A 22,401-nucleotide genomic window follows, 5' to 3' on the forward strand; every position below is an offset into this window, starting at 1 on the left:
GCCAAGCTCGACGGGCTCTATGAATGTATTCTATGCGCCTGCTGCTCCACCTCCTGCCCCAGCTATTGGTGGAACGGCGAAAAATATCTCGGCCCGGCCGCCCTGCTGCAGGCCTATCGCTGGCTGATCGATTCGCGTGACGAGACCACCCAGGAGCGGCTCGACGACCTCGAAGACCCGTTCAAGCTCTATCGCTGCCACACCATCATGAACTGCGCCAAGGTTTGCCCCAAGGGCCTGAACCCGGCCAAGGCCATCGCCGAAATCAAGAAGCTCATGGTCGAGCGCCGGACCTGATTTTCGTCAACAACAGCGATCCGCAAATGGACGCCGAATTCAAGCGCTTGCGCTGGCGCTGCCGCCGCGGTACTCGGGAGCTGGATCAATTGCTTGGTTGGTGGCTGGAAACCCGTTACAACGCGGCGTCACCTGAGTTGCGCAGTGGCTTTGCCGGTCTGCTCGAACAGCAGGATCCAGAGTTGTGGGACTGGTTGCTCGGCAAGGGCCAGGCGACCGAGCCGAATCAAGCAGCAGTGATTGATGAAATCCGCACCCAGCATCGCGTTTGACTATCGGCCCAGTCGTGGCCTGGCCATCGCCATGTTCGTGGTCGCGCTGGCGGCGATTGTTGCGATCTTGCTCAGTGGGCTCCCCGGCACCGTCCGGTTGTTGATCGCGCCAGCTCTGGCAGCGTTGGGAGCTTTGGCTCTGTACCGTCATCTGAAGTCAGACGTTGTACGTGTTGCGCGTGGTGAAGGTGGCTGGCTGTTGGTCGATCTTGAGGGTTCGGAGCGGCCGGTCCGCCTGATCGATCATGTGCACCGGGGATTTCTCCTGGTGCTTTCGTTTCAACCTGAGGCGGGTCGGGTGCGGCGATTGGTTTTGACCCCTGACAACGCCGATGGCGAACTCCGCCGACGCCTGTTGCTCACGCTCGCCGCCGGCCATGATTGAACGGCTCGTTGATTTCTCCGCCTTGCCGTAAGCGGGTCGCTTCCGGCACTCTTCGCCTTCTGCGCGGTCCATGATGATCGCGCCAGCTCTCAGGACATCAATCCGGAATGTTCCGACCGTTAGAACTCTTCATTGGTCTCAGATACACACGGGCCAAGCGTCGCAATCATTTCATCTCGTTCATTTCGCTGGTGTCGATACTCGGCATTGCGGTGGGTGTGACCGCACTTATCACCGTGATTTCGGTGATGAACGGCTTTGACAAGGAGCTCAAGGATCGCATCCTCGGCATGGTTGCCCATGCCACGGTCGAGGGCGTCGATGAAAGTGTTCGCGAATGGCCACAAGCGCTGAAGCGTGCCGAAACCAATCCGCATGTGCTTGGCGCCGCACCTTATGTCGAGCGAGAGGCGATGCTGCAGGGTGAGCGGGTGTCCGGAGCGATCGTGCGCGGTGTCCTCCCCGAATACGAGCCGAAAGTTTCGGAAATCGACCGCAAGATGGTTGAAGGCCGTCTCGATGATCTCAAGCCGGGCAGTTTCAACATCATTCTTGGTCGCGAGCTGGCGATGAAGCTCGGCGTTGCCGTTGGCGATTTTGCCACTGTCATCACGCCCGAGGTCAGCACCTCGCCCATGGGCATACAACCGCGATTCAAACGTTTCAAAGTCAGCGGCATCTTTGAAGTCGGCATGCAGGAATACGACGGCGCACTCGCGGTCGTCGCCATGAAGGATGCGGAAACCCTGTACCGGCTGGATGGGCCGACCGGCATCCGTCTGCGTCTCGATGACATGTTTCTGGCCTATTCGGTGGCGCGTGATATTTCTGGTGAACTCGGTCAGTCCTATCGGGTTTCCGACTGGATGCAGGGGCATAGCAATTTCTTCAAGGCGATCGCGATGGAGAAGAAGGTGATGTTCCTGATCCTTTCGCTGATCGTGGCCGTGGCTGCGTTCAACCTGGTGTCGACTCTGGTCATGCTGGTGACTGACAAGCAGGCCGATATCGCGATCCTGCGCACGCTCGGCCAGACGCCGGGCAGCATCATGGGCGTGTTCATGATCCAGGGAGTTCTGGTCGGCACGCTTGGGATCGCGCTTGGTGTCGGATTTGGCGTGATGCTGGCGCTCAACCTGACCTCGATCGTGCACTGGATCGAGCAGACCCTTGGCGTGACCTTTCTTTCCGCGGATGTCTACTACATCAGTGAGTTGCCATCAGATCTGATCTGGAGTGATGTTGGCTGGATCACGATCACGGCATTCCTTTTCTGCATTGTCGCCACCTTGTATCCGGCCTGGCGTGCGGCACGGATCGAGCCGGCGGCGGCACTTCGTTATGAATGACTCGGCCATGAAATCAGGCGTGAAAAAATCTGCCGACATCGTCCTTCGCGCAAGCAAGGTGGCCAAGATTTACAAGGAAGGCGATCTGCGTACCGATGTCCTGCACGACGTCAGCTTCAGCGTGAAGCAGGGCGAAACGGTTTCGATCGTCGGTGCATCCGGTACTGGCAAGAGCACCTTGCTGCATATTCTTGGCGGTCTGGATACCGCAACGGGTGGCGAAGTCGAGGTCGAAGGCCAGACCATGTCGCGCTTGTCAGATCGCGCCCGCGGCCAGCTGCGCAATCGTTCACTCGGTTTCATATACCAGTTCCATCACCTGCTACCCGAGTTCACCGCGCTAGAGAATGTCTGCATGCCGTTGCTGATTCGCGGCACGCCGATTGCGCAGGCACGTGACCTCGCCAGTGAATTGCTCGGCAGGGTGGGTCTTGCCGCACGCATCGGACACAAACCTGGAGAGCTCAGCGGTGGAGAGCGTCAGCGTGCGGCGGTCGCCCGCGCACTGGTTACGCGGCCTGCCTGCGTGCTGGGCGACGAACCAACTGGCAATCTGGATGAGGCAAATGCCGCCCAGGTTTATGAAATGATGCTCGAACTCAATCGCGAAATCGGCACCGCGCTGGTATTGGTGACCCACGACCGCGGACTCGCCGCACGCATGGATCGCATGCTTGAATTGCGCGCTGGCGTGCTGCATGAGTTGGACAAGGGTGAAGTTGCGGGATCGCGCCTGACTTGAGCGCAGCTCGTTTCACGGCGGGTCATATCAGCCAGAGGTAGAGATCGTTTCCAGGAAGGATCGACGACATGGATGAGGATGGGTCACGGCAGTCGGCGAGTCGGCGATTTTCTTCGCACTTCGGCTTGCCGCGACTGACGCCATCGCGAGTTCTCGCGCTGCTGGGTGGCGCAGTGGCCGTGCAGATGTTGCCGGGATTGCCGCCGACCTGGATTTCAGTGTTGGTTGCAGGCCTGGCCTCAACCCTGTTGTTCTTGCGCGCGAGCAATCGTGCTCCCATCTGGTTCGTGCTGGGACTTGCCTGGACGCTGCTACGCGCCCACGCCGCGCTCGACGCGCGTTTGCCAACCGAACTGCACGGTCGGGATTTCGATGTTGTCGGGACAATTCACGGCCTGCCCGAAGTGCAAAGCCGAAGCACTCGCTTTGCGTTCGATATCGAAAGCGCCACACTTGATGGCGAGCGTGTCGCGCTGCAAGGTCTTTCCCGTCTGAATTGGTATGACCATGCGCCGGAATTGCCGCCGTGTTCGCGCTGGCAGCTGCGTCTGCGCTTGCGTCCGCCACGTGGGCTGGTCAATCCGGGTGGCTACGACAGTGAACGCGGCGCGGTGCAACGCGGCGTGGTTGCGGTTGGTTATGTACGTGATGCGCAAGCCAATCACTTGCTCGATCACGCGCCTGGCATCTGCATCGATCAATGGCGAGGAAAAATTGCCAACGCGATCTCGCATCGACTCGGCGGTGATCCGGCCAGTGCCTTGTTGCGTGCTCTCGCGGTCGGTGACCAGCAAGGTATCGACGATGACCAGTGGCAGGTGCTGAGAGCAACCGGGATCGGTCACTTGATCGCGATTTCAGGCTTGCACGTCGGCATGCTGGCCGCGTTCGGTGCCTTGCTTGCGCGGCTGCTCTGGAAAGCCTGGCCAAGGCTGACCCTGCGAATTCCCGGACCACTGCTCGAAGCGCCAGTGGCGATGGCGTGTGCAACCGGATACGGGTTGCTGGCCGGCATGGGCGTGCCGACGATGCGCACCTTGCTGATGATCGCGATTGCCTTGCTGGCGCGCTTTACGCGGCGCTCGACCTCGATGGGTCAGGGCCTGGCACTGGCGGCCCTGGCCATCGTCGCCTGGGATCCTTTGGCCGTGCTCTCGGCTGGATTCTGGTTGTCCTTTGTCGGCGTCGCCGTACTTCTTTCGGTGACCCGCCCGGTCGGCGTCGAGCGGGTCTGGTGGCGTGAAATTCCGCGCTTGCAGCTGATTCTGAGTCTGGCCTTGCTGCCCATGTCAGTCTGGTTCTTTGGTCAGGGCTCGCTGATTGGCCCGCTGGCCAATCTGATCGCCGTGCCCTGGGTCAGTCTATTGGTCGTACCGATTACCGTGGCCGGCAGCTTGCTGATCGTCGATGTGCCGACACTGGGCGGGCCGCTGCTGGAGCTTGCCGATGTCTTGTTGAAGGCGCTGTGGCAGCTGATGCAATGGATGGCCGCTTTGCCGTCGGCCCAGATCTACTTTGCCGCTGCACCAATCTGGGCGTTTGTGCTGGCCTTGCTCGGTGTTGGCTGGATGCTGATGCCACGCGGCGTGCCGCTTCGTCTGTTTGGCCTGGCCTTGCTGGTGCCGATGCTGATTCCGCGAGCGTCGCCATTGGCCACGGGTGAATTCGAGGTCTGGATGTTCGATGTCGGCCAGGGTTTGTCGATGTTCGTGCGAACGCGGGAGCACACGCTGTTGTATGACGCCGGACCGCGCTATCCGAGTGGTTTCGATATTGGCGATGCGGTGGTGATTCCGTCTCTGCACGCGCTCGGCAGCGACCATCTCGATCGCATGCTCATCAGTCACGGCGACAGCGACCATGCTGGCGGGGCGAAGGCCGTTCATCTGGCGTTTCCCGAGGCCAGCATCGAGAGCGGCGAGCCGGAGCGTCTTGCGGTGACGGCGAGTGCGTGTCGCTCCGGTGAATCCTGGGTCTGGGATGAGGTGAGTTTCCGCATCGTTTCGGCGCCTGCTGCAGGCGTCAGCAAAAGCAATGATCGCTCCTGCGTGGTGCTGGTCAGCGGCGCATCGGGCAGCTTGCTGCTGACCGGCGACGCCACTTCGCACGTCGAGCCGGAAATTGCCGAGGTCATGGGCAAGATGAGGATCAGCCGACCCCTGGTGCTGAGCGTTCCCCACCATGGCAGCAAAACCGCTACCTCGGCACAATTTCTCGACGCCATTGACCCGCAACTGGCCCTGGTATCGGCCGGTTATCGCAACCATTTCGGTCATCCGCATGGTGATGTGAAGGCGCGCCTCGCGGAACGCGGGATCGCCCTGCTCAATACCGCTGACGCGGGCTATCTTTACCTTCGTTTCGGTCCCGCAGGCGGCGTTCCCGAGCTGGGACGGGAGGCGCGCCTGGCCTGGTGGCGCATGCACTGAGGAATGACGCTGCTATCATTCGCAGTCCGCGCGTTCACAGCGACGTCGGATTGATTCGAAACGACATACGAGGAGTGGCAAGTGCTTGAGATCCTGATTGCGGGTGGGTGGCCGATGATTCCGATCCTGATTGCTTCGGCGGTTGCCCTGGCCATCATCCTCGAACGCTTCTGGACCTTGCGCCGCAAGGCTGTGATTCCGCCCGATCTGGGCGACCAGGTCATGACCTGGGCGCGTACCCGCAAGCTCGATCCCAAGCACATCGATGCGCTGCGGGATACTTCCGCGCTCGGTGAACTGCTCGCTGCCGCACTTGTCGTACGCAATCGCCCGCGCGAAATCATCAAGGAGCGCGTCGAGGATACCGGTCGCCATGTCATGCATCGCCTGGAGCGCTACCTGAACACGCTTGGCACGATTGCCATCGTCTCGCCGCTGCTCGGACTGCTTGGAACCGTGTTTGGCATGATCAGCATGTTTTTTGCGGTCATGGTCAGTGGCGTCGGCGATCCACTGAAGATGGCCGGCGGCATCGGCGAGGCGCTGGTGTGCACGGCAAGCGGACTGGTCGTGGCCATTCCGGCCTATTTCTTCCATCGTTATTTCCGCGGCCGGGTCAGCGATCTGGTCATTGACATGGAAAAGCAGGTCATCACGTTGACCGATGAACTGAGCGTCATCTCCGACGCGCCCCCGGTCCGCAACGCAGGCTGATTTCCGATGCGCATCACTTCCGGTCGTCGAGAGGATGACTTCGAGATCAACGTGATCCCGTTGATTGACGTCATGCTCACCTTGCTGATGTTTTTCGTCATGACCACGACATTCGTGCAGCATTCGAGCATGAAGGTGACCCTGCCAGAAGCTTCGGTCACCGAGCAATCGCGTGACGAGCAGAATCTGACCCTCATGATTGATGCCGAAGGTCGCTTCTACATCGACAACAACGAGGTGCTCAATCCCGGTATCGACACGCTCAAGGCGGCAATCCTGCGGGTTGCCGGCGATGATCGAACGCGCCCGGTGATTCTGCGCGCCGACGCCAACAGTCGACATCAAGCCGTGATCACGGCCATGGACGCACTCGGCCAGCTCGGTTTCGACCGCCTCAGTCTGGCCACGACGCCAACCAAGTCGGACGCCGGCAAGTGAGACCATCGCAACATCTGATGGTCGGCTGATCATGGCAGTCAGCGCATTCGCCACCTATCGGCGCCTGCTCGGCTACGCAGCGCGTTATCGCCTGTGGGCGCTGGCGGGCATATTCGGCATGATCTTTGACGCCGCGGTCGCGGCGGTATTTACGGCGATGATTCGGCCGATGCTCGATGATCTGTTCATCAGTCGCAGCGCCCAGGCGATTTTCTGGATGCCTTTCATCATCGTCGGTCTGTTCGTGATTCGTGGTGTGGCGACGTATGTCGCCGACTATGGCCTGGCCCGGATCGGTCGCGATGTCGTCGAGACCCTGCGTGGCGAGGTGTTCTCGCGCTATCTCGTGCTACCGACATCACATTTCGATCGTGAAGCCTCCGGGCAGATGATTTCGCGGCTCACCTATACCGTCGAGCAGGTCGCACAGGCCAGCACGAACGCGGTCAAGGTGATGATCCTCGACAGCCTCACCGTTCTCGGATTGCTTGGCGTGATGCTTTACCAGAGCGCTCGCCTGACCTTGATGCTGTTCATCATGGCTCCCTTGATCGCCGCCGTCGCGGCCATCGTCGGGCGACGCTACCGGCGCATCAGCGGCAAGATCCAGCACTCGGTTGGCTCGGTCACCGGCATCGTCGACGAAGCCGTGGGCGGTCAGCGCGAGGTCAAGGTCTATCTCGGTCAAGCCGCAGAACGCGCACGCTTTGCCGAGGTCAACGAGCAGAATCGCACACTCAATCTGAAAATCGCCTCGACCAATGCGATGTCGACCTCGATCGTGCAGATCGTCGCCGCTTGTGCGCTGGCCTTGGTGATTTTCTTTGCCACGCGGCCGTCGATGTTGCAGACGATGAGTCCCGGTACGTTCATGTCGCTGATCACGGCAATGCTGATGATGCTGCCATCGCTGAAGCGCCTGACCACGGTGCAGGCGATGATGCAACGCGGTGTCGCCGCGGCCGAGGATTTGTTCAAGGTGATCGACACCCCGGCCGAAGTCGATCAGGGCAGCCATGCGACGGATCGTTGCCGCGGTGAGATCGAACTGCGTGACGTCGTGTTGCGCTATCCGGGGCAGGCCACGCCGGCCCTCGACGGCATCAACCTGCATTGCCCGCCCGGAACCGTCACCGCCCTGGTTGGACGATCCGGCAGCGGCAAATCGACGCTGGCCAGCCTGATACCCCGATTCTACGAGCCGGATTCGGGAAGCATTCTGCTCGATGGCCAGCCACTGGATGCCTGGCGGCTCGAAAATCTGCGTAACCAGATTGCCTGGGTCGGTCAGCAAATTGTTCTGTTCAATGATTCGATCGCGCACAACATCGCTTACGGTGCACTGGCCGGAGCATCGCGCGAGGCGATCGAGGAAGCCGCGCAGGCGGCCAATGCCATGGAGTTCATCAGCCAGCTTGGCGAAGGCCTCGATGCCCAGGTTGGCGAGGGCGGGGCACTGTTGTCGGGTGGCCAGCGTCAACGTATCGCGATTGCCCGGGCCTTGCTCAAGGACGCGCCGCTACTGATTCTCGATGAGGCAACCAGTGCCCTCGATACCGAATCCGAGCGTCTGATCCAGGATGCACTCAAACGTTTGCTGACCAACCGCACGGTAATCGTAATCGCCCATCGTCTGTCGACGATCGAGCATGCCGACCAGATTGCCGTGCTTGATGGCGGTCGCATTGTCGAGCGCGGAACGCATCGCCAATTGCTCGACCGTGATGGCCACTACGCCGCACTGCATCGCGTGCAATTTCGCGAAAACGGAAAATCCAGCGTAGAAACGCAATGAAACAGGCCGCCATTGATCGCATCTGGTATGGCGGCGAACCCGCGCCGCTCTGGATGCGCATGCTGGTTCCGCTCTATCGGATGCTTCGTGCGCTCGTGCAGTTCGCTTGGCGCAGCGGCCTGCGCAAGCCGGTGCGCCTGTCGGTTCCGGTCATCATCGTTGGAAACATCACTGCGGGCGGCACCGGCAAGACCCCGCTGGTGCTGGCCTTGATCGAGGCGTTGCACGCACGCGGCTGGAAGCCCGGTGTGGTCAGCCGCGGCTACGGAGGTTCGGCGACCGCGCCGACTCTGCTCGATGACAATCCTGATCCGGCCATCGTCGGCGATGAGCCAAGCCTGATCCGACGGCGAAGTGGTGTGCCAGTCGCCATCGGTCGTCAACGGCCTGACGCAGCACGCTTGCTACCGGGTGCGGGAGTCGATGTGATCCTTGCCGATGATGGCTTGCAAAACCCCTCACTGGCGCGCGACATCGAGATCTGCGTGATCGACGGCCAGCGCCGTTTCGGCAATGGCAAACTGCTGCCGGCCGGCCCATTGCGCGAATCGACAGCGCGATTGCAAGCGGTCGATTTCGTCGTCTGCAACGGAGGAACGCCGCAGCAGGGCGAGATTTCAATGGTCTTGCGAGGCGATCAGGCCCAGCGGCTTGATGCCGATGCGGCGTCACGCAAACTGTCCGATTTTTCCGGCTCAACGGTGCATGCAATTGCCGCCATCGGCAATCCGCAACGCTTCTTCGACAGCCTTCGAGCACACCGGATCGAGGTCATCGAGCACGCCTTTGGCGATCATCATGGATTGGTAAAGGAGGATCTGGATTTCGGCGACGACCTGCCCATCCTGATGACCGAAAAGGACGCAGTGAAATGCATCGATTTCGCCGACTCACGCTGCTGGAAAGTGCCGGTCAGCGCACAATTGCCCGCTTCTTTCTTCGATCAGATCGACCGCAAACTACGAAATTAAGTCGGAACCGATTCCTCCTTTCCCACTCCCCATTGATTCGCTGCTCCTGCAGCTCACCCCGCGGGCCAGCTTCGCTGTTCGTTTCAGCATCCTGCTTTCACAGTCCAACTCACCACTCCCGCTTCACCCCAAAAAGCCATCCAGACGTCCAAATGCCCGGTCAACAAAGTTGCATCAGTAACCACCGAAGAAATGTGTTGACACGTTCTTCCGGCATCGGTTAGGGTCGGTTCATGACGCAGCGCAGCAACCTCACGACTTCCCCCGTATTCAACCGAGTTCCGGCGGCTGTCGCGCGCTTGCGCGTCTCGCTCGGTCTCGTTCTCGTACTTGGACTCGTAATTATTAGCTGCGGAGGCGCGGGCTAGGGTAGACACGAGAAATCGAATCCCAAAACCCCGTCCTCGGCAACGAAGACGGGGTTTTTTTTAACCTCATCTCACCAGAACCACCCCACGGAACCTGAAATGACCAGTGAACCTGCGGTAGAAAGCGCGACCCAAGGCGAAAGGCCCACGCAGCAGGATCGCGTGCTGATTTTCGATACCACGCTGCGCGATGGAGAGCAGGCTCCCGGCTTTTCCATGAGCCGGGCGCAGAAACTGCGCATGGCCCAGGCGCTGGCGGATCTCGGCGTCGATATTCTCGAAGCGGGCTTTCCGCATGCGTCCGACGATGACTTTGCTTCGGTGAAAGCGATCGCCTCGACGCTGCGAGGACCGCGAATCTGTGGTCTGGCGCGCTGCCAGCAGGGCGATATCGAAAGTGTCGCGCGTGCCATCGAACCCGCCGAGAAAGGTCGCATCCACATCTTCCTCGCGACCAGTCCGTTGCACCGCGAGTTCAAGCTGCAGATGAGCAAGCAGCAGGTCATCGATACCGCGGTTGCCGGAGTCGAGCGCGCTCGCAGGCATTGCGAAGACGTTGAATTCTCTGCCGAAGATGCCATCCGCACCGAGCCGGAATTCCTCGCCGAGGTGTTTTCCGCCGCAATTGCCGCCGGTGCGACGACGGTCAACGTGCCGGATACCGTCGGCTACACGACGCCGCTCGAAATCGCCGAACTGTTCACCTGGCTCAGGGCAAACGTGGACGGTGCGGAAAAGGCGGTTTTCAGCTCGCATTGTCACGACGATCTCGGCATGGCGGTGGCCAATAGTCTGGCCGCGATTTCGGCGGGTGCGCGCCAGGTCGAATGCACGATCAACGGAATCGGTGAACGTGCCGGCAATGCCTCGCTCGAAGAAGTGGTCATGGCCTTGCGCGTGCGCAGTGATCGATTCACCGGATTGCACACCGCTATCCGCAGCCAGCGCCTGCATGTGACTGCGCGACTGCTTGCCCAGATCACCGGCCAGCCGATCGCGCGCAACAAGGCCATCATTGGAGCCAATGCCTTTGCCCATGAGTCGGGCATTCACCAGCACGGCATGCTCAAGCATCGCGGTACCTACGAGATCATGCACGCCGAGGATGTCGGCGTTTCCAGGACCGAACTGGTGCTGGGCAAACACAGCGGACGGCATGCCTTGCGCGAGCGCTTGCTGGCACTGGGCCATGAGCTCGATGACAACGTTCTCGACGAGGTATTCACGCGCTTCAAGACGCTTGCCGACAAAAAGCGCGAGGTCTTCGATGCCGATATCGAAGCAATGGCACTCGGTCGCGATCCTGATGCCGCCGGTCCGTGGCGCATCACGCATCTGCATGCGACCACGCATGTCGGATCCGGCGCATCAGCCTCGGTTCGCCTGAGTCACGATGACGGACGCGTGGTCAGCGAAGCCGCGATCGGTGATGGCCCTGTTGATGCAGTCCTGCGCGCCGTCTCGCGCGCCGTCGGACACGATTTCTCGGTCAACGAATTCCAGATCCGGGCGCTCAGCGAAGGCGGCGATGCTCAAGGGCAGGCCGCCATCAGCGTGCTCCACGAAGGCCGTGAGCTGCGCGGCCAATCGGTATCGACCGACATCGTCGAGGCCGCCGCCAATGCGATTCTCGAAATCGCCAATCGCATCGAGCACGTCAAGTTTGCCGCACCCCTTTCAGTCACTGCATAAACCGCCAGGAAAATCCCATGAATCAAGCTGAACTCATTTGGCACAACGGCCAACTCAAACCCTGGGTCCAGGCAACCGTGCATGTCAGCGCGCATGCCTTGCACTACGGTTCCTCCGTGTTCGAAGGCGAGCGCGTTTATGCGACGCCGAAAGGCCCGGCATTTTTCCGCCTCGCCGAACACACCGCGCGCTTGTTCGAATCAGCGCGCATGTATGAAATCGACATCGGCTACAGCGAAGATGAAATCAATACCGCCTGCCTTGAAGTGGTGGCGGCGAACCGGATGAAGTCGGCTTACGTCAGACCCATCGCCTTTCGCGGCGCAGGAGGCCTTGGCGTCGTGCCGAATGAGGGTTCGCCAGTCGATGTGTCAATCATGGCGCTGAATTGGGGTGCTTATCTCGGCGAGGCCATCGAGCATGGCGCCGATGTCTGCGTCTCGTCGTGGAACCGGCCGGCGCCGAACACCACGCCGAGCTGGGCCAAGGCCGGCGGCAACTATCTGTCGAGTCAGTTGATCGGCTTCGAGGCGAAGCGCGGCGGCTATCACGAAGGCATCGCTCTCGGTACCAATGGTCTGCTCAGCGAAGGCGCCGGCGAGAACCTGTTCCTTGTGCGCAAGGGGCGTCTGATTACACCGACGACGAGTGCCGGCATTCTCGCCGGGATCACGCGTGACACGGTGATGACGCTGGCTCGTGACCTTGGCTACAAGGTCGAGGAGCGCGATCTTCCACGTGAGGCCTTGTACACCTCGGATGAGGTTTTCCTGACCGGAACCGCGGCCGAAATCACGCCGGTGCGTTCGGTTGATCGCAAGCCCGTCGGAACCGGCAAGCCGGGGCCGATGACGCGCGCGCTGCAGAAGGCATTTTTCGGCTTGTTCGACGGAAGCACCGCCGATACACGCAACTGGCTGAGCTATGTTCCATCGGATTTCAACGCCAGGTATGGACAGATGTATGTGCGTTCCGAGGCCGTCGCATGAAACCGCGCACGATCATCGACAAGATCTGGGATGCACACCAGGTCCGCGCTGAATCCGCCGATACGCCCGGGATCCTCTATGTCGATCTGCACCTGATCCACGAGGTGACCACACCGCAGGCTTTCACTGAACTGCATTCGCGAGGCCTCAAGGTCCGTTGTCCCGAGCGCGTGCTGGCGACGCTCGACCATTCAACGCCGACCCTGCCAGCTGATGCGCAGGGCAGGCGTCCCTACGTCACCGCTGAAGCCGAGCGCCAGGTTTTGCAACTCGAAACCAACTGCGCGGAGTTCGGCATCGAACTCAACGGCTGGAACAGTGAGCATCGCGGCATTGTGCATGTCATGGGCCCCGAGATTGGCGCGACCCAACCCGGCATGACCATCGTCTGTGGCGACAGCCACACGGCAACCCACGGTGCATTCGGCGCGCTGGCCTTCGGCATCGGCACCACCGAAGTCGGTCATGTTCTTGCAACCCAGTGCCTGCTCCAGCGCAAACCGAAATCCTTTGCGATCCATGTCGATGGCAAATTGCGTCCCGGCGTCAGCGCCAAGGATCTGATCCTGCACATCATCGGCCGCATCGGTGTGGGTGGTGGAACCGGGCATGTCATCGAATACCGTGGTCCGGCGATAGAAGCGCTGTCGATGGAAGAGCGCATGACCGTGTGCAACATGTCGATCGAGGCCGGCGCGCGTGCCGGGTTGATCGCGCCAGACCAGGTCACTTTCGACTGGTTGAAAGGTCGCCCGCGCACGCCACGCGGCGCAGACTGGGAGCGTGCCGTCGCGGCCTGGCGCACGTTGGTCAGCGATCCCGGCGCGAACTACGACAGCGAGGTCCGCATCGACGCCAGTGCGATCGGACCAACGATCAGTTACGGCACACACCCGGGCATGGTCACGCCAATCGCGGCGGTCATTCCGTCTGCTCGCAATGCCCAGGAATCGAAGGCGCTGGCTTATATGCAGTTCGACGGTGGCCAGGCCTTGACCGGCCAGAAAGTTGATGTCGTCTTCGTCGGCAGTTGCACGAATTCGCGTTTGTCAGATTTGCGCGATGCCGCTGCAGTCATGCGTGGACACAAGGTGGCCGATGGCGTGCGCATGCTGATCGTGCCGGGCTCGGTGCTGATCAAGCGCGAGGCCGAGGCGGAAGGTCTCGATGAGGTTTTTCTCACCGCCGGTGCTGAATGGCGCGAGGCCGGTTGCTCGATGTGTATCGGCATGAATGGCGATATCGCCCAGCCGGGACAACTCGTCGTTTCGACCAGCAACCGCAACTTCGAAGGCAGGCAAGGCCCCGGCGTGCGCACGGTGCTGGCCAGCCCGCGTGTCGCCGCAGTTGCTGCAATCGCCGGCGTCATCACCGACCCCGATGCCTTCCAGGAGCGCGCCGCATGAAGCCGCTGACACGCATTCGATCACGCACGGCGAGCCTGCCGTTCGAGAACATCGATACCGACCGCATCATTCCGGCACGCTTTCTGACCACGACTGAACGCGCAGGCCTTGGGCGCTATGCCTTCAACGACTGGCGCTACCTCGAAGGCGGTGCGGAAAACCCCGAGTTTCCGCTCAACAAGGCGCAAGCAAAGGATTGCCGGATTCTCGTCGCCGGTCGCAATTTCGGCTGTGGTTCATCGCGCGAACATGCGCCCTGGGCCTTGCTCGATTACGGCATCGAAGCCGTGATTTCTTCCGAGATTGCCGACATCTTCCGCAGCAATTCACTGAAGAACGGCTTGCTGACGATTGTCATCGATGAAGCCGCGCATGCCGAACTGCTGGCCAGTCCCGGCATCGAGCTGGTCATTGATATCGGCGAAGGATCGATCAGCAAGCCGGATGGCTCGACGATCCCGTTCGAGCTCGATCGATTCGCCCGCCACTGCCTGCTCAATGGTGTTGACCAACTCGGCTTTCTGCTCGATGCCGAGGCTGACATCAGTGCCTGGGAATCCCGTCGCGCGGCCAATCCCTATTCCATGGAGAGTGCAGCATGAGAGCCGATATCACGGTACTTCCCGGTGACGGCATTGGCCCTGAGGTGACGGCGGCAGCGGTGGCTGTGTTGCGCAAGGTCGCCTGCCAGTTTGGCCATGTCTTTGAATTCAACGAACAGCTGATCGGCGGTATTGCGATTGATACCTGCGGCGAGCCATTGCCGCAAGCGACCATCGATGCCTGCGTCAACTCCGATGCGGTCCTGCTCGGTGCCGTGGGTGGTCCGAAATGGTCGGATCCGCAAGCCAGGGTCAGGCCCGAGCAGGGGTTGCTCGGCCTGCGCGCCAAACTCGGCGTCTTCGCCAATTTGCGTCCGTTGCGCGTGCATCCGCGCCTGGCGAGTCTGTCGCCGCTCAAGGCCGAGAACCTCGTTGGCGTTGATCTGTTGTTTGTTCGTGAACTGACCGGCGGTGCATATTTCGGTAAAAAATCGCGTGAAGATGATGTCGCCATCGATGAGTGCCGTTACAGCGTCGCTGAAGTCGAACGCGTCGTGCGTCGTGCCTGCGAACTGGCAAAGGCGCGCAAGCGGCGACTGACCTCGGTCGACAAGGCCAACGTCCTCGAAACCTCACGCCTGTGGCGCACAACCACCGAGCGTGTTGTCGCCGAATATCCGGAGATCGAGCTTGAACATCAGCTCGTCGATTCGATGGCGATGCTGCTGCTGACGCGTCCTGCCTCTTACGACGTCATCGTCACCGAGAATCTGTTCGGCGACATCCTTACCGACGAAGCCGCCGCGCTGGCCGGATCACTTGGGGTTTCGCCCTCGGCATCACTGGGGGCAGGGCGGCTTGGTCTGTACGAACCGATTCACGGTTCAGCACCCGATATCGCCGGCCAGGGCGTCGCCAACCCGATCGGCGCGATTCTCAGTGCCGCGCTGCTGTTGCGTCATTCACTCGGCCTCGAAGCCGAGGCGAGCGAACTCGAAGCGGCAGTTGATGCCGTGCTCGATTCCGCCGAACTGACCCGGGACCTCGGCGGCAATGCGAGCACCAGCGAAGTGACCGAATCGGTGCTCGCCAAACTGAATTCCCGACAGCAGGCTGCCGCATGAGCACCGATGACCGCATTCCCCTGAAACCACCGATGCGCAGTGATGCGATCAAGACCGGTCCTGATCGTGCGCCAGCGCGTGCCATGTTGCATGCGACCGGGCTCGATGCCGAAGCGATCGCCAAGCCGCTGGTTGCTGTCGTCCATACCTGGTCGAACATTTCGCCGTGCAATCTCAATTTGCGTGATCTGGCCAACGCGGCCAGTGAGGGCATTCGCGCGGCGGGAGGCACGCCGATCGAGTTCAACACGATCGCGGTGACCGATGGCATCGCCATGGGCACGTCGGGCATGCGTGCCTCGCTGGTCAGCCGTGAAGTCATCACCGATTCGATCGAGCTTGCCGTCGACGGCCACTGCCTTGATGCCATGGTCGTGCTGTGCGGTTGTGACAAGACCATTCCGGCCGCGGCGATGGCGCTGGCACGTCTCAATATTCCCGGTGTTGCGTTGTATGGCGGCAGCATCGCGCACGGCACGCTGGATGGAAAATCGATCACCGTGCAACAGGTGTTCGAGGCCGTCGGCAGCCACGGCGCCGGCAAGATTTCCGACGAGCGCCTGTGCACGATCGAGCGTGAAGCCTGTCCCGGTGCCGGTGCCTGCGGCGGTCAGTTCACCGCCAACACGATGGCCATGGTGCTCAGCGCGCTGGGCTTGTCACCGCTTGGTCTGAACGACATCGCGGCGACCGATCCGGCCAAGCTCGATGCCGCGCGACGCTGCGGTGAACTCGTTCTCGATTGCCTGAAGACCGAGCGCAAGCCGCTCGACATCCTAAAGCCCGAAGCATTTCGCAACGCGATGCGCATCGTCGCGGCGACTGCCGGTTCGACCAATGCGGTGTTGCATCTGCTCGCCATCGCGCACGAAGCCGGCATTCCTCTTGAAATCGAGGATTTCGAGACCGCTGCAGCGGCGACACCGGTCATCACCGATCTGATGCCGGGTGGTCGCTACACCGCCGTCGAGATGACTGCGGCCGGTGGCATGGCGGTCGTTGCCCGCGAGTTGCGTGCGGCCGGACTGCTTGAAGATGCGCCGACGGTGACCGGGCAAAGCCTATTCGCCGAGATCGACGCATCGGCCCAGGCACCGGCAGGGCAGGAAGTTATCCATCCGGTAGCGCGTGCATTCAAGCCACGCGGCGGCTATTCCATTCTCTACGGAAACCTTTCGCCCGAGGGCTGCATTCTCAAGCTTTCCGGCAACGGGCCGGTGTTGTTTGATGGAACTGCACGCGTCTTCGAAAGCGAAGAGGAGTGCTTCCACGCCGTGCAGTCCGGACAGGTCAAGCCCGGCGATGTCCTTGTTATCCGCAACGAAGGTCCGGCCGGTGGTCCCGGCATGCGCGAGATGCTCGCGGTCACCGCTGCTCTGGTCGGCCGTGGGCTCGGCGATCAGGTCGCGCTGATGACCGATGGCCGATTCAGCGGCGCAAGTTATGGATTCGTCGTCGGCCACATCGCTCCGGAAGCGGTGCGTGGTGGTGCGATCGGATTGCTCGAAGACGGCGATCGCATCGTCATCGATGCGGCCCGTCGGGTCATCGAAACCGATGCCGATCTCGACGCGCGCCGGGCCAGCTGGAAGGCTCCGGCGCCAAAAGTCACTCGTGGTGTTCTTGCCAAATACGCAACCCTTGTCGGCTCGGCTGCCAAGGGTGCCGTCACTTCTCCCTGATTCATCTTTTCATTTCGATTCATCCATTGGAGTCAACCCGCATGTCCGCAACCGTCACCACCGAAGCTCTCAAGAACGCCCGTATCGCCGTGCTTGGCTATGGCAGCCAGGGCCGTTCACACGTTCTCAATATGCGCGACTCGGGTCTCGATGTCGTTGTCGGTTTGCGCCCGGGCGGCCCGACCGCGCTCAAGGCCAAAGCCGATGGCGTGACCGTGTTGTCGCCTGATGAGGCAGTCAAGGACGCCGATCTGGTCGCCGTGCTGACCCCGGACATGGTTCAGCCGCAGCTTTACACCGATGTGATCGAGCCGAACATCAAGGCCGGTGCGGCTCTGTTGTTCGCGCACGGATTCAATGTCCACTTCAAGGCCATCGTGCCGCGCAGCGATATCGACGTCATCCTGGTCGCGCCAAAGGGGCCCGGCCATCTGGTGCGCACCGAGTTCGAGATTGGTCGCGGCGTGCCGTGTCTGTATGCCACGTTCCAGGACACCAGCGGCAAGGCCACGGATCTGGCCAAGGCCTATGCCGCCGGTCTTGGCGGTGCACGTGCGCTGTTGATCGAGACCGATTTCAAGGAAGAGACCGAAACCGACCTTTTCGGTGAGCAGGCCGTTCTCTGCGGCGGTGCCAGCGAACTCGTGCTCAAGGGTTTCGAGACCCTGGTCGAAGCCGGCTACCGTCCCGAAATCGCCTATTACGAAGTGCTGCACGAGCTGAAGCTGATCGTCGATCTGCTCTATCAGGGCGGCATCACCAAGATGCTCACCTATGTGTCGGAAACCGCCCAGTACGGCGATTACGTCAGCGGTCCGCGCATCGTCGATGGCGCCACCAAGGAGCGCATGAAGACGATCCTGACGGAAATCCAGGATGGCACGTTCGCCAAGAACTGGGCCGCCGAATACAAGGCTGGTCTACCCAACTACAAGCGCCTCAAGCAGGCCGATCTTGATCATCCGATCGAAAAGGTCGGTGCCGAGCTGCGCAAGAAAATGACCTGGCTCAACGAGCCGGCCTGATCGTTCGCCGCTGGCTGGCGCAATCGAATCTCTGAGGATGATGTAGCGATGAATGCAATGTTGCAGGAACAAACCGAAACCACGACCGATACCGGATTGCATCCGCTATCCGGCAACCGGATGACGGGCGCCGACATGGTCGTCCAGGTTCTCATTGATGAAGGCGTGGGCGTGATCTTCGGCTATTCCGGCGGTGCGATTCTGCCTGTCTACGATGCCGTGTTTCGCTACAACCACGAGCATCCGAATGCGGATGGCAGTGAGCCCTTGCCCTTGATTGTCCCGGCCAATGAGCAGGGCGCAGGCTTCATGGCCCAAGGCTACGCTCGCGCCTCGGGAAAAGTGGGCGTGGCCCTGGTCACTTCTGGCCCGGGGGCGACCAATACGGTGACGCCGGTGCGTGATGCGATGGCCGATTCGATTCCGATCGTTGTCATTTGTGGCCAGGTGCCGACGGCAGCGATTGGCACCGATGCATTTCAGGAGGCGCCGATTAGCAGCATCATGGCCTCCTGCGCAAAGCACTCGCTTCTGGTCACCGATGCAAGCCAGCTTGAAGCGACCTTGCGCACGGCCTTCGAAATTGCGCGAAGCGGCCGTCCTGGTCCTGTCGTTGTCGATATTCCGAAGGATGTGCAAAACGCCGAATTGATGTTCTCCGGCTCATCGAAGCTGCAGATCTCGGGCTACCGTACACGCCTGCGCGCGGTCACGAGTTCCTGTCTTGAATCCGGTCAGTGCACGGAGTTCCTCGACGCCCTCGGCAAGGCACGTCGTCCGTTGCTTTACGTCGGCGGTGGCGTCATCAATGGAGAGGCGACGCGCGCGCTGCGCAAATTTGCCGATGCTTTCGGTATCCCGGTGACGACGACCTTGATGGGGCTCGGTGCCAGCGACACGACAGAACCGCTGTCACTGCACATGCTCGGCATGCACGGTACCGCCTTCGCCAATTACGCCGTGGTTGATTGCGACTTTCTGATCGCGGTCGGTGCGCGCTTCGATGATCGCGTCGCCGGAGTCCCGGGCCTGTTTGCGTCGAAAGCCCGCTACATCGCTCACTTTGATATCGACCCCGCCGAGATCGACAAGGTCAAACAGGTTGATTGGCATCATCTTGGCGACCTTTCCAGCACCCTGGATCGATTGCGCGAGCACGCTGCGGATATCGGCTTTGATCCGCGCGGCCAGGGTCGCTACGTCGATTGGCATGCACATATCGCCGATCTCAAGAAGGCCCATGCGATGAACTATGATCGCAACAGCGATCTAATTCAGCCGTATGCGGTTATCGAAGCGATCAATCGCATCACCCGCGGCAACGCGATCGTCTGTACCGGCGTGGGCCAGCACCAGATGTGGGCGGCCCAGTATTTTGATTTCACCGAACCACGCCGCTGGTTGACCTCGGGCTCGATGGGCACGATGGGTTTCGGTTTGCCGGCGGCAATCGGCGCCCAGTTCGCGCGACCCGACATGCTCGTGATCGACATCGATGGCGACGCCAGCATCCGCATGAACATCGGCGAAATGGAAACCGTGACAACCTATAATTTGCCGGTCAAGATCGTTGTCCTCAACAACTGCGGCGATGGAATGGTCAGGCAATGGCAGAAGTTGTTCTTCAAGGGCCGCTTTTCAGCCACCGACAAGAGCCTGCACAAGAAGGATTTCATCAAGGCCGCGGTGGCCGACGGATTCCCGTATGCGGTTCGGCTCGATCGCGTAGAAGACATTCCGCGCGTGATCGCCGAGTTCATCGCCTTCGATGGTCCGGCATTTCTCGAAGTGATGATCGATCCTGATGCCTGCGTCTATCCGATGGTCGGTCCGGGAGCGAGCTATGCGCAGATGATCACCGGCGAGCACATTGCCTCGCGTGATGCCGCCGTTGCCGCGGAATCCGGTCCCGTGGAGATGTTCTGATGCGCCATATCATCTCGATGCTGCTGCACAACGAAGCGGGCGCGCTGGCCCGTGTTGCCGGCATGTTTTCGGCACGCGGCTACAACATCGATTCGTTGACCGTTGCGGCCACGCACGATCCTGAAGTTTCACGCCTGAGCCTGGTCACCTTTGGCGACGATGCGGTGATTGCGCAGATCATCAAGCAGTCACGCAAGTCCATTGACGTGATCGAAATCGTCGATCTGACCAGCAGCGATCATGTCGAATGCGAACTGCTCGTGGTCAAGGTGGCCGCGAGGCCGGACAACGCGACGGCGATCGCCCGATTCACCGAACTCAGTTTCGGCATCATTCTCGATGAAACCGAAAACGTACGCGTACTCCAGTTCACCGGGCGTGGGGCGCATATCAGTGCCGTTCTGGCCGAACTGACCGGTATCACCACGATCCTCGAGCTGGCGCGCAGCGGCACGGCGGCGATCGAGCGCGGATCCAATGTGCTGGGTCTGGCCGAGCCAGCTCTGGCCGTGCAGGGCGGCTTGACGACTACTTGATCAACGGCGGCAGTGCGCCGAGGCGGACCACGCGATCCGAGCGCTTCTGATTGCGGATGATCTTCAAGGTGACCGGATGGCCGGCCTCGTGCTTGAGCATCTGCTGGAATTGCTGGCGATCGACAACGGCTTTGCCATCGACCGCGATGACATAGTCGCCAGCCATCAGGTTGGCCTGGGATGCCGGTGTCTGGCCGACGACTGAACCAATCTGTACGCCGCCGTCGAGCTGCAGTTGTTCGCGCTCCTCGGCGGTCAGGTTGCGAAACGTCGCCCCGAACAGCAGCTTGAAGCGCACGTAATACGCGGCAAGAAGCGATCCTGGCTGATCCTGAGTTGGTTGTTCGTGATAAATCCAGATCTGATCGGCACCTACGCGGCGACCGAGATCAATGGCTGCAGCAACAGATTCCTCATCATCCATTGGATAGCGGCCATTGCCGATTCGCACGAAACCCTTCGAGGCCAGTTCGCGCTGATCGCCGCGCTGACTCTTGCCCTCGATCACACTCGGTTGTTCTGGCGCAGGCTCTGCGCGCAAGGCGTCAATGTAATCGGGGCCGCGCTGGATGGTTGCTTCGTAGTGAATATCCGGCTCAGGTAACGGAGTCACCTCAGGCGTTTGCAGCGGCTGTTCGTAGCGAGTGGCGACCGAGCCACAGCCGCCGACGAGGCCAAGGATTGCCAGAATCAGGATGAATCGTGCTGATAGCGTTTTCATCCCGCGAGCATAGCGCCTGAAGGTGGAATTCGGTGTGACAAGATTGCGAACCAGCGCGCTTAATTGTCGGCGGCGTCTTGTCGACTATCCATCAATGAACCCCACTTCGTCCAATCTTCGCGGCATCCTCTTCATGCTGGCTGCGGTTGTCGCCTTTTCGCTGATGGATGTCAGCCTCAAGCTGCTGTCACCACATTATCCGGCGATGCAGGTGGCGGCGCTGCGTGGGCTGACCTCGCTTCCGCTGGTCGTATTGTGGGTTGCCTTGAGCGGAGGATTCCGACAAATCCTGACCCGGCGCTGGCGCCTGCATATTTTGCGCGGCGTGCTTTCGGTGGTGATGCTGGCCTCGTTCGCCTATGCCTTGCGCGATCTGCCGCTGGCAGAAACCTATTCGATCTTTTTCGTTGCTCCCTTGCTGGTCACCGCGTTGGCGGTGCCCTTGCTCGGTGAGCGTGTCGGCTGGCGGCGCTGGCTGGCTATAGCGATCGGACTTGTCGGTGTGCTCATCGTCCTGCGCCCCGAACCGACACGCATGATCAGTCTTGGAAGCCTTGCCGTGCTGGTCGCCGCGGTTGCCTACTCGCTGTCGACGATCCTGGTGCGAATTCTTGGCAGAACCGATTCGACCCAGAGCATGGTGTTCTGGATGATTGCCCTGCTGACGCTATTTGCGGTCGCAGCCTGCTGGAGTGACTGGGTGACGATACGCAATCAGGATTGGTCGATCCTGTTCGGTCTGGCGATCAGCGGCGCATTGGGTCAGTACGCGATCACCGAGGCCTTCAGGTGCAGCGAGGCATCAGTCATTGCTCCGCTCGACTACACCGCGTTGATCTGGGGTGTCGGCTTCGATTGGTTGATATGGCACACCACACCGGATCGAATGATGCTGGCCGGCGCGGCGATCATCGTGGCCAGCGGCCTGTACCTGATTCGGCGCGAACGTCTGGCAGGCTGAATCGATTCGGCGAAATCGTTCAGTTCAAGCGAGTTTC

Annotated in this window: 21 protein-coding genes; 20 read left to right on the forward strand and 1 reads right to left on the reverse strand. The window is 60.8% G+C overall.

All coding sequences use genetic code 11. The annotated features are described in order from the left end of the window. The 19 genes from VFN25_RS16485 to ilvN form a co-directional block, all read left to right on the forward strand. A partial coding sequence (locus VFN25_RS16485) for a 4Fe-4S dicluster domain-containing protein (RefSeq protein WP_325143878.1) occupies positions 1 to 297 on the forward strand: 297 nt, incomplete at its 5' end. Between the two features lie 26 nt (positions 298 to 323). After that, positions 324 to 569 (forward strand): succinate dehydrogenase assembly factor 2, encoded by a 246-nt coding sequence (locus VFN25_RS16490; RefSeq protein ID WP_325143880.1) that lies wholly within the window; start codon positions 324 to 326, stop codon positions 567 to 569. Beyond that, positions 541 to 954, forward strand: coding sequence for a hypothetical protein (locus VFN25_RS16495; protein ID WP_325143882.1), 414 nt, complete (start codon positions 541 to 543; stop codon positions 952 to 954). Before VFN25_RS16490 ends, VFN25_RS16495 begins: the two co-directional genes overlap by 29 nt. Positions 955 to 1,061: 107 nt before the next feature. Then, positions 1,062 to 2,303: a lipoprotein-releasing ABC transporter permease subunit gene (locus VFN25_RS16500; protein ID WP_325143884.1), complete on the forward strand. Its 1,242-nt coding sequence runs from the start codon at positions 1,062 to 1,064 to the stop codon at positions 2,301 to 2,303. Continuing rightward, positions 2,296 to 3,045: a lipoprotein-releasing ABC transporter ATP-binding protein LolD gene (gene lolD, locus VFN25_RS16505; protein ID WP_325143886.1), complete on the forward strand. Its 750-nt coding sequence runs from the start codon at positions 2,296 to 2,298 to the stop codon at positions 3,043 to 3,045. Before VFN25_RS16500 ends, lolD begins: the two co-directional genes overlap by 8 nt. A 68-nt stretch (positions 3,046 to 3,113) precedes the next feature. After that, on the forward strand, positions 3,114 to 5,474 hold the full coding sequence (locus tag VFN25_RS16510; protein ID WP_325143888.1) for a DNA internalization-related competence protein ComEC/Rec2: 2,361 nt from the start codon (positions 3,114 to 3,116) through the stop codon (positions 5,472 to 5,474). Between the two features lie 81 nt (positions 5,475 to 5,555). Then, entirely contained in the window at positions 5,556 to 6,188 is a 633-nt protein-coding gene (locus VFN25_RS16515; protein ID WP_325143890.1) for a MotA/TolQ/ExbB proton channel family protein, read from the forward strand. Between the two features lie 6 nt (positions 6,189 to 6,194). Then, positions 6,195 to 6,626, forward strand: coding sequence for a biopolymer transporter ExbD (locus VFN25_RS16520; RefSeq protein WP_325143892.1), 432 nt, complete (start codon positions 6,195 to 6,197; stop codon positions 6,624 to 6,626). A 31-nt stretch (positions 6,627 to 6,657) separates the two neighbouring features. After that, on the forward strand, positions 6,658 to 8,421 hold the full coding sequence (gene msbA / locus VFN25_RS16525) for a lipid A export permease/ATP-binding protein MsbA (RefSeq protein ID WP_325143894.1): 1,764 nt from the start codon (positions 6,658 to 6,660) through the stop codon (positions 8,419 to 8,421). After that, a complete protein-coding gene (gene lpxK / locus VFN25_RS16530) occupies positions 8,418 to 9,392 on the forward strand; it encodes a tetraacyldisaccharide 4'-kinase (RefSeq protein WP_325143896.1) in 975 nt (324 codons plus the stop codon). Before msbA ends, lpxK begins: the two co-directional genes overlap by 4 nt. Before the next feature lie 467 nt (positions 9,393 to 9,859). Next, positions 9,860 to 11,452, forward strand: a complete 1,593-nt coding sequence (locus VFN25_RS16535) for a 2-isopropylmalate synthase (protein ID WP_325143898.1) — start codon at positions 9,860 to 9,862, stop codon at positions 11,450 to 11,452. 17 nt (positions 11,453 to 11,469) lie between these two features. Further along, positions 11,470 to 12,441, forward strand: coding sequence for a branched-chain amino acid transaminase (locus VFN25_RS16540; RefSeq protein WP_325143899.1), 972 nt, complete (start codon positions 11,470 to 11,472; stop codon positions 12,439 to 12,441). After that, on the forward strand, positions 12,438 to 13,847 hold the full coding sequence (leuC, locus tag VFN25_RS16545; RefSeq protein WP_325143901.1) for a 3-isopropylmalate dehydratase large subunit: 1,410 nt from the start codon (positions 12,438 to 12,440) through the stop codon (positions 13,845 to 13,847). Before VFN25_RS16540 ends, leuC begins: the two co-directional genes overlap by 4 nt. Beyond that, on the forward strand, positions 13,844 to 14,449 hold the full coding sequence (gene leuD / locus VFN25_RS16550; RefSeq protein ID WP_325143903.1) for a 3-isopropylmalate dehydratase small subunit: 606 nt from the start codon (positions 13,844 to 13,846) through the stop codon (positions 14,447 to 14,449). Before leuC ends, leuD begins: the two co-directional genes overlap by 4 nt. Then, a complete protein-coding gene (gene leuB / locus VFN25_RS16555) occupies positions 14,446 to 15,513 on the forward strand; it encodes a 3-isopropylmalate dehydrogenase (RefSeq protein WP_325143905.1) in 1,068 nt (355 codons plus the stop codon). Before leuD ends, leuB begins: the two co-directional genes overlap by 4 nt. A 32-nt stretch (positions 15,514 to 15,545) precedes the next feature. Next, the gene (gene ilvD, locus VFN25_RS16560; RefSeq protein ID WP_325143927.1) at positions 15,546 to 17,195 is read left to right on the forward strand and encodes a dihydroxy-acid dehydratase; all 1,650 of its coding nucleotides are present in this window, start codon (positions 15,546 to 15,548) and stop codon (positions 17,193 to 17,195) included. A 41-nt stretch (positions 17,196 to 17,236) separates the two neighbouring features. After that, positions 17,237 to 18,220: a ketol-acid reductoisomerase gene (gene ilvC, locus VFN25_RS16565; protein WP_325143907.1), complete on the forward strand. Its 984-nt coding sequence runs from the start codon at positions 17,237 to 17,239 to the stop codon at positions 18,218 to 18,220. A 48-nt stretch (positions 18,221 to 18,268) separates the two neighbouring features. Beyond that, positions 18,269 to 20,146 carry a biosynthetic-type acetolactate synthase large subunit gene (gene ilvB / locus VFN25_RS16570; protein ID WP_325143909.1) on the forward strand — a complete coding sequence of 626 codons (1,878 nt, stop codon included), beginning with the start codon at positions 18,269 to 18,271 and terminating at the stop codon, positions 20,144 to 20,146. After that, positions 20,146 to 20,682 (forward strand): acetolactate synthase small subunit, encoded by a 537-nt coding sequence (ilvN, locus tag VFN25_RS16575; protein WP_325143911.1) that lies wholly within the window; start codon positions 20,146 to 20,148, stop codon positions 20,680 to 20,682. The genes ilvB and ilvN overlap by 1 nt, the downstream gene beginning before the upstream one ends. Here ilvN and VFN25_RS16580 read toward each other — a convergent pair. Further along, a complete protein-coding gene (locus VFN25_RS16580) occupies positions 20,675 to 21,403 on the reverse strand; it encodes a PDZ domain-containing protein (protein ID WP_325143913.1) in 729 nt (242 codons plus the stop codon). The genes ilvN and VFN25_RS16580 overlap by 8 nt on opposite strands. 94 nt (positions 21,404 to 21,497) lie before the next feature. Here VFN25_RS16580 and VFN25_RS16585 point away from each other — a divergent pair, with 94 nt between their 5' ends. Beyond that, the gene (locus VFN25_RS16585; RefSeq protein WP_325143915.1) at positions 21,498 to 22,364 is read left to right on the forward strand and encodes a DMT family transporter; all 867 of its coding nucleotides are present in this window, start codon (positions 21,498 to 21,500) and stop codon (positions 22,362 to 22,364) included. Positions 22,365 to 22,401 lie beyond the last annotated feature (37 nt).

It is taken from the genome of Dokdonella sp., assembly GCF_035703485.1.
GTDB lineage: Bacteria > Pseudomonadota > Gammaproteobacteria > Xanthomonadales > Rhodanobacteraceae > Dokdonella.